Annotated in this window: 21 protein-coding genes; all 21 read left to right on the top strand. The window is 34.8% G+C overall.

All coding sequences use genetic code 11. From position 1 onward, the window contains the following. The first annotated feature begins 27 nt into the window (after nt 1-27). The 21 genes from prmC (at nt 28) to VS182_RS01710 (ending at nt 16,320) form a co-directional block, all read left to right on the top strand. Nucleotides 28-957, top strand: a complete 930-nt coding sequence (gene prmC / locus VS182_RS01810; RefSeq protein ID WP_479488797.1) for a peptide chain release factor N(5)-glutamine methyltransferase — start codon at nt 28-30, stop codon at nt 955-957. 163 nt (nt 958-1,120) lie between these two features. Further along, nucleotides 1,121-1,738, top strand: a complete 618-nt coding sequence (locus VS182_RS01805) for a stage II sporulation protein R (RefSeq protein WP_479492677.1) — start codon at nt 1,121-1,123, stop codon at nt 1,736-1,738. Nucleotides 1,739-1,878: 140 nt separating this feature from the next. Next, entirely contained in the window at nt 1,879-2,349 is a 471-nt protein-coding gene (locus tag VS182_RS01800) for a hypothetical protein (protein ID WP_479484827.1), read from the top strand. A gap of 132 nt (nt 2,350-2,481) precedes the next feature. Then, on the top strand, nt 2,482-3,546 hold the full coding sequence (locus tag VS182_RS01795; RefSeq protein ID WP_479492676.1) for an L-threonylcarbamoyladenylate synthase: 1,065 nt from the start codon (nt 2,482-2,484) through the stop codon (nt 3,544-3,546). A 128-nt stretch (nt 3,547-3,674) separates the two neighbouring features. Then, the gene (locus tag VS182_RS01790; protein ID WP_479484825.1) at nt 3,675-4,124 is read left to right on the top strand and encodes a low molecular weight protein arginine phosphatase; all 450 of its coding nucleotides are present in this window, start codon (nt 3,675-3,677) and stop codon (nt 4,122-4,124) included. Nucleotides 4,125-4,165: 41 nt separating this feature from the next. Then, nucleotides 4,166-4,621 carry a ribose 5-phosphate isomerase B gene (rpiB, locus tag VS182_RS01785; RefSeq protein ID WP_479484824.1) on the top strand — a complete coding sequence of 152 codons (456 nt, stop codon included), beginning with the start codon at nt 4,166-4,168 and terminating at the stop codon, nt 4,619-4,621. Then, entirely contained in the window at nt 4,621-5,175 is a 555-nt protein-coding gene (locus VS182_RS01780) for a TIGR01440 family protein (RefSeq protein ID WP_479484823.1), read from the top strand. The genes rpiB and VS182_RS01780 overlap by 1 nt, the downstream gene beginning before the upstream one ends. 56 nt (nt 5,176-5,231) lie before the next feature. Beyond that, the gene (locus VS182_RS01775; RefSeq protein ID WP_479492778.1) at nt 5,232-6,458 is read left to right on the top strand and encodes a serine hydroxymethyltransferase; all 1,227 of its coding nucleotides are present in this window, start codon (nt 5,232-5,234) and stop codon (nt 6,456-6,458) included. A gap of 377 nt (nt 6,459-6,835) precedes the next feature. Next, nucleotides 6,836-7,474: a uracil phosphoribosyltransferase gene (gene upp, locus VS182_RS01770; RefSeq protein ID WP_479484821.1), complete on the top strand. Its 639-nt coding sequence runs from the start codon at nt 6,836-6,838 to the stop codon at nt 7,472-7,474. 168 nt (nt 7,475-7,642) lie between these two features. Further along, nucleotides 7,643-7,852 (top strand): AtpZ/AtpI family protein, encoded by a 210-nt coding sequence (locus VS182_RS01765; RefSeq protein ID WP_479484820.1) that lies wholly within the window; start codon nt 7,643-7,645, stop codon nt 7,850-7,852. Between the two features lie 173 nt (nt 7,853-8,025). Beyond that, nucleotides 8,026-8,706, top strand: coding sequence for a F0F1 ATP synthase subunit A (gene atpB / locus VS182_RS01760; protein WP_479484819.1), 681 nt, complete (start codon nt 8,026-8,028; stop codon nt 8,704-8,706). A gap of 36 nt (nt 8,707-8,742) precedes the next feature. Continuing rightward, on the top strand, nt 8,743-8,967 hold the full coding sequence (atpE, locus tag VS182_RS01755) for an ATP synthase F0 subunit C (RefSeq protein WP_479484818.1): 225 nt from the start codon (nt 8,743-8,745) through the stop codon (nt 8,965-8,967). A gap of 203 nt (nt 8,968-9,170) precedes the next feature. Then, nucleotides 9,171-9,590 (top strand): F0F1 ATP synthase subunit B, encoded by a 420-nt coding sequence (atpF, locus tag VS182_RS01750; RefSeq protein ID WP_479492675.1) that lies wholly within the window; start codon nt 9,171-9,173, stop codon nt 9,588-9,590. Further along, entirely contained in the window at nt 9,587-10,120 is a 534-nt protein-coding gene (gene atpH, locus VS182_RS01745; RefSeq protein ID WP_479484817.1) for an ATP synthase F1 subunit delta, read from the top strand. The genes atpF and atpH overlap by 4 nt, the downstream gene beginning before the upstream one ends. Nucleotides 10,121-10,161: 41 nt before the next feature. Continuing rightward, the gene (gene atpA, locus VS182_RS01740) at nt 10,162-11,670 is read left to right on the top strand and encodes a F0F1 ATP synthase subunit alpha (RefSeq protein WP_479484816.1); all 1,509 of its coding nucleotides are present in this window, start codon (nt 10,162-10,164) and stop codon (nt 11,668-11,670) included. Nucleotides 11,671-11,707: 37 nt separating this feature from the next. Next, nucleotides 11,708-12,580, top strand: coding sequence for an ATP synthase F1 subunit gamma (gene atpG / locus VS182_RS01735; protein WP_479488796.1), 873 nt, complete (start codon nt 11,708-11,710; stop codon nt 12,578-12,580). Nucleotides 12,581-12,597: 17 nt separating this feature from the next. Next, a complete protein-coding gene (gene atpD / locus VS182_RS01730; protein WP_479484814.1) occupies nt 12,598-13,998 on the top strand; it encodes a F0F1 ATP synthase subunit beta in 1,401 nt (466 codons plus the stop codon). A gap of 24 nt (nt 13,999-14,022) precedes the next feature. Continuing rightward, a complete protein-coding gene (atpC, locus tag VS182_RS01725; RefSeq protein ID WP_479488795.1) occupies nt 14,023-14,433 on the top strand; it encodes an ATP synthase F1 subunit epsilon in 411 nt (136 codons plus the stop codon). A 452-nt stretch (nt 14,434-14,885) separates the two neighbouring features. Further along, nucleotides 14,886-15,212, top strand: a complete 327-nt coding sequence (gene ndhC / locus VS182_RS01720) for an NADH-quinone oxidoreductase subunit A (RefSeq protein WP_479484812.1) — start codon at nt 14,886-14,888, stop codon at nt 15,210-15,212. Further along, a complete protein-coding gene (locus tag VS182_RS01715; RefSeq protein WP_479492674.1) occupies nt 15,197-15,715 on the top strand; it encodes a NuoB/complex I 20 kDa subunit family protein in 519 nt (172 codons plus the stop codon). The genes ndhC and VS182_RS01715 overlap by 16 nt, the downstream gene beginning before the upstream one ends. Next, the gene (locus tag VS182_RS01710) at nt 15,712-16,320 is read left to right on the top strand and encodes an NADH-quinone oxidoreductase subunit C (RefSeq protein WP_479488794.1); all 609 of its coding nucleotides are present in this window, start codon (nt 15,712-15,714) and stop codon (nt 16,318-16,320) included. The genes VS182_RS01715 and VS182_RS01710 overlap by 4 nt, the downstream gene beginning before the upstream one ends. Nucleotides 16,321-16,327: the final 7 nt, after the last annotated feature.

Raw genomic sequence — 16,327 nt, 5'->3', positions numbered from 1 at the left:
GTTATAAAGTTGAGAAGAGGACGACGGATGACCAAAGTTATTATTGGGGAAAGTATTTTTTTAAGATCCCAGGGTGAAGTTATTGTTTCTCTTGAACATAATAAAATTTGCGAAATATATCATGCTATGGTTTCGTTTTTAAAAAAATTGAATTTGCCGGAAGCGGCAAATGATGCAGAATGGATTTTATGTGAGTTGTTGGGTATAGACAGGATTAAATTTTGGCAAAGTTTTCGGCAAGAATTTCCATCTCGTCATTCATTGGCTTTCAAACAAATTTTAGGGCGTTTATTAAAGGATGAACCATTGCCATATATTTTAGGCAAAGCTTGGTTTTTGGGCGAAAAATGGCATATTAAACAAGGAGTGCTTATTCCTAGGATTGAAACAGAAGAACTTATTGCTAAAGCTTTATGTCTAACTGCCCAAGATGTGCATAATGGATGCCATGTTGCTGATATAGGTACAGGCAGTGGGATCATTGCTATCACTTTGGCGAAGCAATGTCCTAATTGGCAGGTTTGGGCTATAGATATTTCTCCACTAGCAATAGATGTTGCTCAAAATAATATAAAAAGCAAAAATGCACAAAAAAATATTAAACTTTTGCAAGGCAATTTATTAGAACCAATTCCTAAACATATAAACGTGCGTCTAATTGTTGCTAATTTACCATATATTAATGACGATATGTTGCCTGATTTACCTTATGCTGTTTCTGCTTATGAACCGCATCAAGCTTTATTTGGTGGATCTGATGGTTTAGATCTTTACAGAAGTTTATTTAATGAATGGTTGGCGAGGAAGCCAATCCCTCCATGGTGTTTGATATGCGAATTTAGTCCTGAGCAGCGAGCAAAACTTTTGCAATTAATTAATGTGGTTTTCCCTTATGCTAACAAAAATATTTATCAGGACTTGTCTGGTAGAGATCGTATCGCTGCGATATGGCAATGATATTTATTTATTTACATAGATTAATCTAGATAAGCGCTATCTGACGTAAATTTTCTGTTATTTTTGTTATTTCTTTTGGTTCTCCGAGAATATAACCGCAGATGAAAAGGACATAATGACTTTATATTAGCGGTTATTTTCAAGGGGGATTTTGTACTTTATTATGTCTATATATAAAAAAAATAATGTTTTTTTAGCATGCCTTGCATTTATTTTTTTATTTTGTTTACTTGGGTTATCATCTTCTCAGACGATCTCGAAATATCGCTTTTGTTTTCCGCTTAAGTTCAGAATTTTAGCAAATAGCGATAGCTGGCAAGATCAGTTATTAAAGAGAGAAATTCGTGATATGTTAATTGATGAGATGCATAAATTAAAGCATATAGAAAACAAGATGCCATTGGCGATAGAACAAAATATACCTCATTGGCGTTCCTTGGTGGAGCAATTTATTAAGAAAGCAGGTTTTTATTATGGTGTGAAAGTTAAGATGGATTATGAAGATCACAAAGATGGTTACAATACGTTGTTATTTACCTTAGGTGCTGGTAGAGGGCATAATTGGTGGTGTGTTCTTTTTCCTCCTGTATGTGGATTAGATTTTCACAGAGCTAAAGAAAAAAAAATTATTAATCAAGATAGTAATACAAATATTTTCAAAGATTTTATAAAAATTAAGGAAAAAAAAATCACGTATGGTGAAGAAGCAAAATATGGAGAGTTTGAAACACGATCCTGGATCTGGGAAAAACTTAAGAGGATAAATGAAAAGGTTAGCTAATTATAAAGACTATTTGCAATATTTTGTTATATTAATTTGATGCAGTATAATTAATTAAAAAATAGCTATTTATTTAATTTTTGATCATTAATATATATTTGTTTGTGTATTTATATTTATGAAGGAGGTATATATTAAAAATGTTCTATTTGCGCAAAGCTACAACATCGGATAACGATGACATTATTGAGATGTTAAAGAAAGCGGGATTGCCTATAGAAGGTATTGAACAATCCAATGTTCATTTTTGGATTATTGAACACAGGAATAAAAAAGCTAAATTATTAAAAATATCTTTTGGTCATAAGAACCCTATTATAGGTGTTGTGGGCTTAGAAGTTCATTCTTCATATGGTTTGTTGCGATCTTTTGTTTGGAAAAAAGCTTCATGGCGTGTAGTTGCTACACAAAAAACGTTGCAGTTACTTTTGCGACATGCTCATAAATTGAAATTAACGCATGTGTATCTTTTGGCGGGACAAGAGTCATCTGTACTTAAAAATATTGGTTTTACACCAATAACTGTTGATGAAGTACCCGAACTAATCCGTACTTCTGATCATTTCATGCGCACTGGTATGTTGGGTATTCCCATGGTTTATGCTTGTTGAGTGATTTTATATGTTATTTTAGTTAAGATATAAATATCTAAGTATTTAATATGGTAAAATGGGGCGATTAATATGTTAATTATACGGAGCTGATTATTACTGACCAATACATTTTTTATTTGTCGTAAATCTATGCCTAAATCATGGCACCTTTATACACAAGATGAGGCTATTCAGGCCACCGTTGATTGCCTAAATAAACGTGGCATTGCTGCTTTTCCTACCGAAACTGTTTATGGCTTAGGAGCTTTGTCTACAGACAATCAATCGGTGAGGCGTTTATTTATAGCTAAGAAACGTCCTTTTCATAAACCTTTAATTCTACATTTCGCACATACGATCAATATTTTACACTTTTTTCCTGACATACCTTTTAACGTACGTAAAATGATATTTTATCTTATGCCAGGACCTATTACTTTTATTTTGCCTTGGAAAAACAAAAAAATATCAACTATAGTTACAGCTGATTTAAATACAACTGCTGTTCGTGTTCCATCACATCCTATATCCAGGGCAATTTTACAACAGTTACCAGCGCCGTTAGCCGCTACAAGTGCCAATCTTTCCGGATTGCTCAGCCCTACGACAGCTAAACATGTCCATGATGATTTACAAGAGAATATTGATTGTATATTAGATGGAGGTATGACATCTCTCGGATTAGAATCATCTATTATTGATTTAAGCACAGACCCACCTTGTTTACGTCGGCGGGGCTCTTTTGCCCTTGATGAAATTAAAAAATTTATACCTAATCTTGATATACCAAAAATATCTTCAGTCAAACATCACGCCGATTATTCTTCAGTTAACATGAAATTTTCTGTTCCTATATGGTTTATTGAGGGACATGACATATATACTTGGTTGAAAGATCATATACATGAATCATTAAATAAAAAAGAGAGAATTTTATTAATAACATTCAAACCATATTTATACGAAATGTACAAAAACTCACCCTATCTTATTATTAAGACTTGGCCTGAATACAAGCTTGATATCCACAAACAGCTATATAAAATGCTCCGAAATTGTGATACATATAAAGTTGCACGTCTTATATTAGAAGGTTTTCCTTGTGAAGACGAATTTTTACCATTAAGGGATTGTTTATATAAATTCGCCACTTTTATTATTAACACAAATATTAAACCAGAAATAAAAAAGCTTAATAATACAAAAGACAAATAACAGACAAGCAAAAGACAAATATAAACAAATAAAATATAAATATAAATAAAAAAACCAACTTAGAAATATTATTAACTAATTAATCGACATTTTGTTTGATTTTATGGTATTTCAATAAGGAGAGCTGAATGTTTAAAATTTTGTTTGTTTGTACTGGTAATACTTGTCGTAGTCCGATGGCTGAAGCTATTTTTAAGCAAATGGCTCCATCGTACGGTGTTAAATTTGAAGTTAAGTCAGCGGGTATTTATGCCATGGCAGGTTCTGCTCTTTCTGAGGGCGCTGCTGCTGTTTTGTCAAATCGAAATATTAAATTTGATCATTCTGCTAAAGTTCTTGATTTGTCTTTGCTCCAATGGGCTGACCGTATTTTTGTAATGACGGAGCAGCATAGGTTACATATTTTAGATATATTGGATGTTAAAGATAAGGTTTTTTTAATGTTGCCTAAAGAAAATGACCAGCATATGTTTTTGGGTATTCCTGATCCTTTCGGGGGTAGTGTAGAAGTTTATGAAGCGTGTTTGCAAAAAATAGAACTAATTATCAAAACTTTATTAGAGGATATGGATTATTAAACCTGTATTTTAATTTATTTTTTTAAAAGTAGGTGCGATTATTGGAAATTTATATTGGTTCCGATCATGCTGGGACAGCGCTTCGTTATTATTTATCTATATCTTTAAAAAGTCTAAGTTTAAAACATAATATTATAGAACTAGGACCTGTTAATGAAGAAGACAAGGTGGATTATCCTGATATCGCTTATGACGTCGCTTCTAAAGTTTTACAAAACCAGGGTATAGGAATTTTGATCTGCGGTACGGGTGTTGGTATATCGATCGCAGCAAATAAAATAAAGGGCATACGTTGTGCTTTAGTAAGTGATGCTTATACAGCTCGTCTTAGTAAGGAGCATAATAATGCCAATATACTTGCTTTAGGTTCGCGTGTTTTAGGTCCGGATCTTGCCTTAGATATTGTTAAGATTTGGTTAGAAACACCTTTTTCAACTTCATTTCGTCATCAATCTCGTCTAGATAAGATTTCTATACTAGAGGATGATGTTTTATAATGATTTTATCCCAAGATAAATGCCTAAAAGATATTGAGCATATATTTGATTTGCTTATTGCAAAATACCCACTTAATGAACGTTGTTTATTGGTATTAGGTGCTAGCACTAGTATTATTTTAGGAAAATCAATCGGACAAGCTGGCAATATTGCTGTAGCTAAAATAATATATAAAGGATTGGGACAGGCCATTGCAAAATATAAATTTCAACTAGCTGTGCAATGCTGTGAACATCTTAATCGAGCTTTGGTAGTAGAAGATTTCTTGGCTCAGAGAAATAATCTGAATGTTGTTAGTGCTATACCTACGCCGGGTGCAGGTGGTTCAATGGCTTCTGTTGCTTTTTCTTCTTTTAAATCACCTGTTTTGGTAGAAAACATTGCTGCTGATTTGGGTATAGATATAGGAGGTACACTTATAGGTATGCATTTAAAACCAGTGGCTATTCCTTTGCATACCAAAATTAAAATTGGGCATTCTTCTGTTTTATTAGCTTATACAAGGCCTAAGTTAATAGGAGGACAGCGTGCTGTGTATACTTTAAAAGATTGATACACTAGGGGGTGCTCATTTTGTTAGAAAATCTACAGAGAACTGATCCGCAAATAATGGAATTGATAGCGAAGGAAGTTCGCAGGCAACGCGAACAATTATGTTTAATTGCTTCCGAAAACTTTGCTAGTATTCCTGTCATCGAAACCATGGCAACTGTTTTGACAAATAAATATGCAGAAGGCTATTCTGGGAATCGATATTATGGTGGATGTTCATATATTGATAAAATAGAGGACCTAGCGATTCAACGTGCTAAAAACTTGTTTAAAGCAGAACATGTAAATGTTCAACCACACTCAGGTTCTCAGGCTAATATGGCTGTTTATTTTGCTGTTCTGAAACCTGGAGATACCGTTTTAGGGATGGATTTATCTCATGGTGGCCATCTAACACATGGACATAAAGTTAATTTCTCAGGCTCATTGTACCATTTTGTATCTTATGGATTAGACAAAGACACAAATCTGATAAATTATGATTCTGTGCGTTTAATAGCGCAAAAACATCGACCTAAATTAATCATAGCTGGCGCTAGTGCTTATCCTCGTATTATTGATTTTGCTAAAATGAGCGAAATTGCAAAAGATGTCGGTGCGTTATTGTTAGCTGATATTGCGCATATCGCTGGTCTTATAGCAGCGGATGCGCATCCTAGTCCATTTCGATATGCTGATTTTGTAACAACAACAACGCATAAAACTTTAAGAGGCCCTCGCGGGGGGATGATTTTTTCTAAACAACAATATGCTAAAATTTTGGATAGAAGTGTTTTCCCTGGGATGCAAGGCGGACCGCTTATGCATATGATTGCTGCCAAAGCAGTTGCCTTTCAAGAAGCTCTTCAACCCGCTTTTGTTGATTACATAGGTCAAATTATAAAAAATGCTCAATCATTAGCTAACGCACTAAAAGAAGAAAATTTAAAATTAGTTACTGATGGTACAGATAACCACCTTTTGTTAGTTGATTTGCGCAATCTTAATATAACGGGCAAAGAAGCTGAAGCATATTTGGAAAATGTGGGTATTGTGGCTAATAAAAATACAATTCCCTTCGATACACAAAAACCTTTTATTACAAGTGGGATAAGATTCGGTGTAGCTGCTCTAACAACAAGAGGATTTACAGAAAATGATATGTATATTATAGGCAAACTTATCGTTAAGTGCTTACTTAAGCCTCACGATGTAAGTGTTATTTCCGAAATAACAAAAGAAGTACGTAATATGACATACTCTTATCCGTTATATCCTGAATGGAGCGGACGTTTACCTTGTTGATCATTTCTACTACTTAAGTTTAAAACTTTAGATAGGGATTTTTATTTTCAAATCAACTAAAACAGAGGTATTGACTGCGAATTACTTTCATTTTATAGATTATAAATTAAGGAAAATATCCTTTATTAAGGAAAATATTATTTATTAAGGAAAATATTATTTATGAATTTTTTAATCTATAAAGTTCTTTTTTATGAACGATGATGGATAGCTAATTTATAATAGCTAAATTTTGTAATTTTAATTAAAGAATTAAAATTAATTAGTCAATAAATTGATATACAAGCCTCTAGGATAGAATTAAAAAATTATTAAACTGAAAATCCATAATCTTTTATATGGGATTTGGTGTTTTTAAACAAAGGACGTGACTACTTGTGCATAAGCATAAAAATCTCAAAATTCTGGACCATCCCCTTATACAACATAAATTAGCACATCTTCGTGATCATCGCACAGGTTCTAAATCTTTTAGAGAATTATTGCACGAAATATCATCGCTGATGGCATACGAATTAACCCGGAATATGGTGCTAGAACCAAAGGAAGTTCAAACGCCTATCGCTAAAACTTCTTGTCAAGTTTTAGTTGGTAAAAAAATCAGTTTAGTACCGATTTTGCGTGCAGGATTAGGTATGATTGATGGTTTTTTAAAGATTATGCCTGTAGCTAAAGTGGGTCATATAGGACTATATAGAGATCCGAAGACGATGCAATCAGTTCATTATTACTCTAAGTTACCACTTGATATCAAAGAACGCGATTTTATTATTATCGATCCCATGCTAGCGACAGGTGTTTCTGCTGTAGCTGCTATTAAAATTTTAATTGATCAAGGAGCGCCGAATATTAAATTAATGTGTTTGGTGGCTGCCCCTGAAGGTGTAAAGAAAGTTTTTGAACAATGTCCAGATGTTACAATTTATACTGCATCTTTAGATGAATGTTTGAATGATTTGGGGTATATTGTACCTGGATTAGGTGATGCTGGAGATCGTTTATTTGGTACTCAATAAAAAATATTCCACGAAGTTTAATCGTTTTTTGATCTTATTATGTTTTTGATGTATTTTAGAATAATTTAATCGGTTAGGTTTTAATGGTAGATTTTCGATTGAATTTTTTCGCATTGGCCGGTACAATAGAATTTGTTAAGAACATTATTTTTCAGAGAGGATTTTTTTTTGAGCAAGCACGATATTAAAATGTGGCGTGCATTTGCTTATGCTTTGTGTTTTATGCTGGAGATTGTTTTTTTTATAATCTTGGGTTTTTTTATCGGTACTCAGGTGGATGCATGGTTTAATACAGCTCCTTTTGCGCTTTTTATAGGTTTAATATTAGGTATTATCTTTAGTTTTTGGTTTGTTATACGTAATATAAGGAAAATTTAGATCTTTTTATCTGTTCCCATCGTCATTAATTCATCTTGAGATGGGCATTATTCTTGGATCGTTACATAGGCTTAGATATGTATTCATGATGTTTGTATTGTTATTTTTCAAATTCCAATGGAGGTGTTTTATTACCCAAATAATCGCGTAGTGAAAGGGGGGTTCTATCCGTTATGGAGCACTCGCATAAGTTTACGCTTTCTGTTTTGGGAGCAGAGGTTAAATTTGATTCAGCTGCTGTATTGACGACAACAGTTGCTTGTGTACTTGTGTTTGGGCTTGTATACGTTTTTACGCGCAAGTTGCATTTAATTCCTAATATTAGACAAAACATTTTAGAGGCTATTTTGCAATTTATCCAAGATATTGTGAAATCACAGGTAGGTTCAAAAGCCGCTTCACGGTTCTATGCTTTTGCTATTTCATTATTTTTGTTCATCTTTTTTGCAAATCAAATGGGATTAATGTTCACTTTAGTTCTAGATCATCAATTATGGTGGAAATCGCCAACAGCTAATATTAATGTTACCATTTCGTTGGCCATAGCTATTACACTAGTTGCACACGCTATCGGTTTCAGGAGATCTCCCTGGGGTTATTTAAAGCATACGTTGAACCCATTGCATATGGTTGGTGAATTAACCAAGCCTGTTACGCATGGTATGCGTCTTTGGGCTAATATTTTTGCTGGTGAAATAATGATATATATGCTAGTTAGTAAGGGATCTTGGTTTTTAACAGGGGTACCCTTGATTGTTTGGTTAGGTTATTCTTTTTTTGTTGGCACCGTTCAGGCTTACATTTTTACAATGCTAGCTATGGTTTACTTTGGCCAAAAAATGAATGATCATTAATTAAGATTTATTCTATACCTAGGAGGAATGGTGATTATGACAGACCTGATGGCAGGAGTAATTTTATTGGCAGTTGCTGCGTTAGTAGGTGGTTTTGGTAATGCATGGGTTGTTACACGTTATTTATCTGGTATTACGAGACAGCCTGAAGCGGCATCTCAACTACTTACTTCTATGTTTATAGGTATTGCATTGGTTGAGGCATTACCGATTATCGCTGTAGCTCTTGGTATTATTAAATTGTTTAGTATAGGTAGCTAGTTTTTATCACAGATAAATGATAAAAAAGTTAATTTGACAAATTTACGACTAGACATGTTTGACAAAATATTTATACGTTTCGTGGATTATGATCTTAATTAAGGTCTGGGTAAGGCCCTTTAGGTAAGGGGGAGTGATCTTTGTTAGAATTTGAACTTGGCACAATGATTTATCAGCTTATTGCTTTCCTGATCTTGGTGTTCTTGATTGGTCGCGTTGCGCTGAAACCTTTATTAGAAATTATGGAGAAAAGAAAACAAACTATTGCCACGGACATACATGAAGCTAAGGACAAGCATGAACAAGCCGATAAATATCTACAACAACAAAAAGAAGTTTTGTTGTCTGCTCGAAAAGAAGCGAAAGAAATTATAGCTGCTGCATGTATCAAAAAAGAAGCTGAAGCTGCAACTATTTTGCTTGAAGCGCGCAAAACATCAGATCAATTATTATCTGCTGCGAAGGCGGAAATTGAAAAAGAAAAGCAATTAGCTATAAAACAAGTGCGGGATGAGATAGGTTTGCTTGCAGTTCAACTTGCGTCTCGTGTTTTAGAGAAAGAGTTAGATCGTAAGCAACATGAACGTCTGATAGTAAGATATCTTAAGCAGGTGAGATCATGAGTCTTATAGCGAAGAGATATGCTAAGGCTTTATTTGATGCCGCTAAAAAAGCTCGCGTTTTAGATGAAGTAGGAGAAGATCTCCAAAAAGTTATTTTTGCCATTTCGAAAATAAATAAGCTTTGGTTGATTTTGCGTAATCCATCAATTCCTTTGCTTAAGAAACGACAACTTTTAGATAATGCTTTATGTAATGTGCAACCTTTGGTCAAAAATGTTTTGTTTTTAATGTTAGAGCGGAAAAGAGAACTTGAGATTACACAAATGGCGAAATCTTTTGAACAACTTGTTTTGAATATGCTTAATATTAAAGAAATTACTGTAACAACCGCTGTCATGTTTTTGCATGAAGATAAAAAGAAAACACATAAAAGTTTAGAACAAAAGTTTTCTTCAGAGCTTAAAATCAACTGGGTCGTAGATGATAATTTATTAGGTGGTATTGTGGTGCGTATAGGCGACCGTTTTTATGATGGTAGCTTAAGAGCACAATTGGTTCGCTTTGCTCAGACAACGACTAATACAGCCTAATGTTACGTTTATTTACGTTGTAAAAAGGAGGTATAGGATGGATGAGCATTCGTGCGGAAGAGATTAGTTCAATTATTAGAAAGCAGATTGAAAATTATAATCTCGACATACAAGTGGCTGATATTGGCACAGTTATTCAGGTTGGGGATGGTATTGCCCGTATGCATGGTCTAGGTGAGGTCATGGCGGGAGAATTAGTAGAATTCTCGAATGGTATCATGGGTATGGTTGCCAACTTGGAATTAGAAAATGTTGGTGTAGTTATTTTAGGTTCTTGTGAAACTATTAAAGAAGGCGATACCGCTAAACGAACAGGTCGTTTAATGGAAGTGCCTGTAGGCGAACAATTACTGGGCAGGATCGTTAACCCATTAGGACAGCCTTTAGATGGGTTAGGTCCTATTAAAACAGAACATTTTCGTCCTATAGAAGCTAATGCACCTGGTGTAATTGACCGTCGTTCTGTTCACCAGCCGTTACAAACAGGTATTAAGGCTATTGACGCAATGGTACCTATCGGGCGCGGGCAACGTGAATTGATTATTGGAGATCGTCAAACAGGTAAAACGACGATTGCTATTGATACAATTATTAATCAAAAGAACACGAATGTTAAATGTATATATGTTGCTATAGGTCAAAAACAATCTACAGTAGCACATGTGGTTGAAAAACTTCGTAAACACGATGCTTTATCTTATACGACTGTTGTTGTCGCCAGTGCTTCTGATCCATTTCCCCTCTTATTCCTAGCACCTTATGCTGGTTGTTCTATGGGTGAACATATCATGTACAACGGTGGACATGTGCTATGCGTATACGATGATTTATCCAAACAGGCTGCATCTTATCGAGAACTTTCTTTGCTGTTGCGTCGACCTCCGGGTAGAGAAGCTTATCCAGGTGATGTTTTTTACCTACATTCCCGTTTACTAGAGCGCGCTGCTCAGCTATCTGATGAATGTGGTGGCGGATCTTTAACAGCTTTACCATTGATTGAGACACAAGCAGGTGATATCTCTGCTTATATTCCAACAAACGTTATCTCGATCACCGATGGTCAAATTTTCTTAGAATCATCACTTTTCCATTCCGGCATTCGTCCTGCCGTTAACGTTGGTTTCTCAGTTTCTCGTGTGGGTGGAGCAGCCCAGATAAAGGCGATGTCTAAGATAGCTGGTACTTTGAGACTTGATTTATCTCAATATCAAGAATTGGCTGCTTTTGCACAGTTTGGATCTGACTTGGATGCTTCTACACGTGCTAAATTGGCCAGAGGTGAGCGAGTGATGGAAATTTTGAAACAAGATGAAAATCAACCGTTATCTGTTGCTATCCAAGTAGTTTCTTTATACTTGGTGACCAAAGGTTATTTAGATGATATAGATGTTAATAGAGTAAAAGATTTTGAAAAAGAATTCCACGCTTACTTAATTGAGGAATGTCCCAAATTGCCACAGGATATAATTAAAAGTGGTAAATTGACCGAAAGTATTGATAAAGATTTAGATAATGCTATTAAGACTTTCAAAAGCAAAGTTTTCAATTAGCCTATGATTGATTAGGAAGGGGGTATGATTTTAGAAAATGCCACCTAATATACGTGCGATACGTAACAAAATTCGTTCTGTAGAAAATACAAGCCAAATAACCAAAGCTATGAAAATGGTAGCTGCTTCTAAGCTTCGTCGTTCTCAAGACCGAGCTGCATCTATTTTGCCTTATAGTAGAATGATTTTAACTACTATAAATCGCCTTATTTCTGATAAAGATATTAAACATATACTTATTGATGATAGAGATATACAACGTCATGGTTATTTTATTATCACTTCAGACCGAGGCTTAGCTGGCGGATATAATAGCAGCCTTTTTCGAACATTGGATGGAGAGCTTAAGGATAAAAATCCAGATAACTATTTTCTTATGTCTACAGGCTCTAAAGGGAATGAAATTTTACCACAAAGAGGGTATAAGTTACATGATACTTTTATGAGCCTTAAAGATATGCCTGCTTTTTCTGATATAGATAGAATAACTTCTGATTTAATCGATTTTTATATCAAACAAAAGTATGACAGACTTTCTTTGGTATTTAATAGGTTCATTAGTCCGTTAGTTCAACAACCTGTTATTTTACCATTTTTACCTTTAAAGGCGATTCAATCTCAAAAAGAAGCAGAAAATTCTTATGATATGAAATATGGCTGGTACGATTATGAGCCAAATAAAAAAGAAATTGTGCACGACTTAGTAATGCGATGTGCTAAAGCACAGATATATAGCGCTTTTTTAGAGGCGCGTGCTAGTGAATTTGCCGCTAGAATGAATGCGATGTCTCAAGCTACAGATAATGCTTTAGAAATGATTTCTTCACTCAAATTAGAATGTAATAGAGCCCGACAAGCAGCCATTACACAAGAAATAACAGAGATTGTGGGTGGAGCTGCAGCTTTATAAAAGGGAAGGCTGGTGCTATGCTAAACAGACGTCTTGGAAAAGTAGTTCAGGTGTTAGGGCCTGTAGTTGATGTAGAATTCCCACAAGGAAGTTTACCTAATATTAACAATGCCTTATTAGTGAATAGGTCTGATGGTAGTAAATTGACCATTGAGGTTTCTTTGCATCTCGGGGATTGTTTAGTTCGAACTGTTGCTATGGCTTCTACTGAGGGTTTAGTTCGTAATGCTGAAGTCACAGATACAGGTTCACCCATTTCTGTTCCTGTAGGTAAAGGTATCCTAGGTAGGTTATTTAATGTACTTGGTGAACCTATAGATCAGGCTGGTGATGTTGATACTGACTTAAACATGCCTATTCATCGTTTGGCACCCTCTTTTACCGATCAATCTACCGAACAAGAGATTTTAGAAACAGGCATCAAAGTTGTCGATCTCTTGGCACCTTATGCTAAAGGTGGTAAAATTGGGTTATTTGGAGGAGCCGGTGTAGGGAAGACCGTTTTGATTCAAGAATTGATTAACAACGTTGCTCAAGAACACGGTGGTTTATCGGTTTTTGCAGGTGTAGGTGAACGTACACGTGAAGGAAATGATTTATATCATGAAATGAAAGATTCAGGTGTTATTAGCAAAACGGCCATGATCTTTGGTCAAATGAATGAACCTCCCGGTGCCAGAATGCGTGTGGCTCTTTCAGGATTGACCATGGCTGAATATTTTAGAGATAGTGAAGGTCAAGATGTCTTATTCTTTATCGATAATATTTTTCGTTTTACACAAGCCGGATCCGAGGTCTCAGCCTTGTTAGGTCGTATACCTTCTGCTGTAGGTTATCAGCCTACATTAGCAACGGAGATGGGGCAACTTCAAGAGCGTATTACTTCAACTAAAAAAGGTTCTATTACATCTATTCAAGCTATTTATGTACCAGCGGATGATTATACAGATCCTGCTCCCGCTACAGCGTTTGCACATTTAGATGCTACAACTAACTTGGAGCGACGCTTAACCCAAAAAGGTATTTATCCTGCTGTTGATCCTTTAGCATCTACATCTCGTATACTTACACCTTCTATTGTAGGGGAAGAACATTACCGAGTAGCTCGTGGTGTTCAGCAAATTTTGCAACGCTACAATGAACTTCAAGATATTATTGCTATTTTAGGTTTTGATGAATTGACAGAAGAAGATAAAAAATTAGTTGTACGTGCTCGGAAAGTTGAGAAATTTTTGTCACAGAATATGCACGTAGCTGAGCAATTTACAGGACAACCAGGTGTTTATGTTCCTATAAAAGAGACCGTTAGAGGTTTTGGTGAAATTTTATCCGGTAAGCATGACGATTTACCAGAAGATGCTTTTTATATGGTCGGTACAATAGACCAGGCTATAGAAAAAGCAAAAACCTGTGCTTAAATTGAGCTAAAGGGGATATTTTAGATGGAAGTTCATATTCTGACACCTGAAAAAGCTGTTTTTAAAGGTAGTGTAGGCTATCTTTCTACCAAAGCAGCAAACGGTGATATTGGTATATTACCTAATCATGCCCCCTTCGTTAGCGTATTGCCTGGTAGTGTATATGTTTTTGTAAGAGATCCAAAAGGTAAAGAAAGCCATTTTATTGTTCATAATGGCTTTATCGAAGTTATCCCTAAATTAGTTAACATATTGGCGGATGCAGCAGAAAATGTAGAAGATATCGACGTTGACCGTGCTCTAAAAGCTAAACAAAGAGCTTCGGTTTATGTAGAAAAAAAATATGGTGATATGGCTCGTGCACAAGCATCTTTAGCTCGTGCTATGAAACGTTTACAAATGGCTAAACAAAATAAAGTGTTAAGTGGTAAATAATTTTGATTTAAATTACAAAAAATTAAATATTAAAGCTTTATTATGCCATCGCATCCTTATAAGGGTGCGTTCTCTAAATTGAGCTGTTATTTTTATCCTATCATTAAAAAAAGACAATAAAAAATCGATAAAAAATATATTTATTAATTAAAGAAGTTTAATCATTTTATTATGAGGCTACAATAATTTAATAATAGCGCGTATTTGTATGATAATTTCAGTTTTCTTCGATAATACATAAACGAGTTATATATTAAGATTTATTATAATAATAGTTAAAAAAACAAATAAAAAACAAAGATAAAATAAAGCAAATATTTTTTGTCAAGAAATCCGAAATAAATAAAAGAAAGCTTTAATCAAATTTAACCCATATTAAAGTTTGTTGGAGGAGGTAGAACAAAATCTCTCCTTTATTCTTATCATTGATCGTTTTTATTTTAATACCGTTAATGTTGCCTATTGCGTCATTTTTACTGGGTAAACTCATTAGACCTTATAACCCTACATATACCAAAACATTATCTTATGAAAGTGGTATGATTCCCCAAGGAGAAGGACAGATACAGTTTCATGCTGCTTATTGGCCTGCTGCTTTATTGTTTGTTATTTTTGATGTGGAAATTATTTTTCTTTTCCCTTGGGCTGTTGCCTATGATCAATTGAGAGCCGATTATGGGTTAGAAACCTTGATTAAAATGTTTATTTTTCTATTTTTTGTTTGTATAGGTCTAATTTATGCTTGGCGTAAGAAGGTGTTGGAATGGGTCAAGACTTAGAGTCCGTCACTCCATCTGTTCAACAAGAAATATCCCGAAGTTTTCTGGTTACAAATTTTGCTAAACTTGAAGCATGGGCACAAAGTAATTCTTTATGGCCATTGACCTTTGGATTGGCTTGTTGTGCTATTGAGATGATGAGTACGGGAGCTGCAAATTATGATTTAGATAGGTTCGGTGTTTTGTTTAGAGCTTCACCACGTCAATCCGATTTAATGATTGTTGCAGGAACAGTAACAAAAAAAATGGCACCATCTATATTTAGACTTTATGAACAAATGCCATCCCCTAAATGGGTGATTGCTATGGGTTCTTGTGCTACAGCAGGTGGTCCTTACATTAAATCTTACGCTGTTGTTAAAGGCGTTGATCAAATTATCCCCGTTGATGTTTATATACCAGGTTGTCCTCCTAATCCAGCTGCCCTGATTTATGGCATAAATAAACTACAACTCAAAATTAGAGAAGAAGCCAAAACAGGAAAAAGGGTGATTGAAGGATGAGTTTAGATAAAAAAGGGGATAAGGATACAACAAAAAAATTAGGATCTAATGAAAAAGAAATACTTAAGGCTAAACCTGTTAATACGGAAGCACCAGTTGAGGATGAAGTATGCACAATACCACCCGAATTGCAGAAAATAATTGATATGATTAATCGAATAATAGGTAAAAACACGGTTATATCTGGTCATATTTGCAAATTTACACAGGTGCCCATCTTAAACATTATCTCGGAAAAATGGTGTGAAGTAGCACGTTTTTTACATGATGATAATCGTTTGGCTTTTAAGTATATGCGAAACTATGCAGGTGCGGATCAATTAGAATATTTTCAGGTTATTGTACATTTAGCTTCTTTATCGCAGGGCAATAGGGAGGTCAAATATAAGGATATAGGTATTTTGACACATGTAAACCACGAAAGTCCGTCTTTGCCTAGTTTAGCCCCTTATTGGCCAGCGGCTAATTGGAATGAAAGGGAAATTTATGACCTTTTGGGTATTAGATTTCAAAATCATCCAGATTTAAGAAGAATTATGTTGTCAGATGAATGGGTGGGATATCCTTTACGTAAGGACTACGAACCACTCGATCAGGGGGTGTGATTGTGTG

Source organism: Pasteuria ramosa (assembly GCF_056496785.1).
The sequence above is the reverse complement of the archived record's forward strand: the minus strand, read 5'-3'. Positions and strand labels throughout refer to the sequence as shown.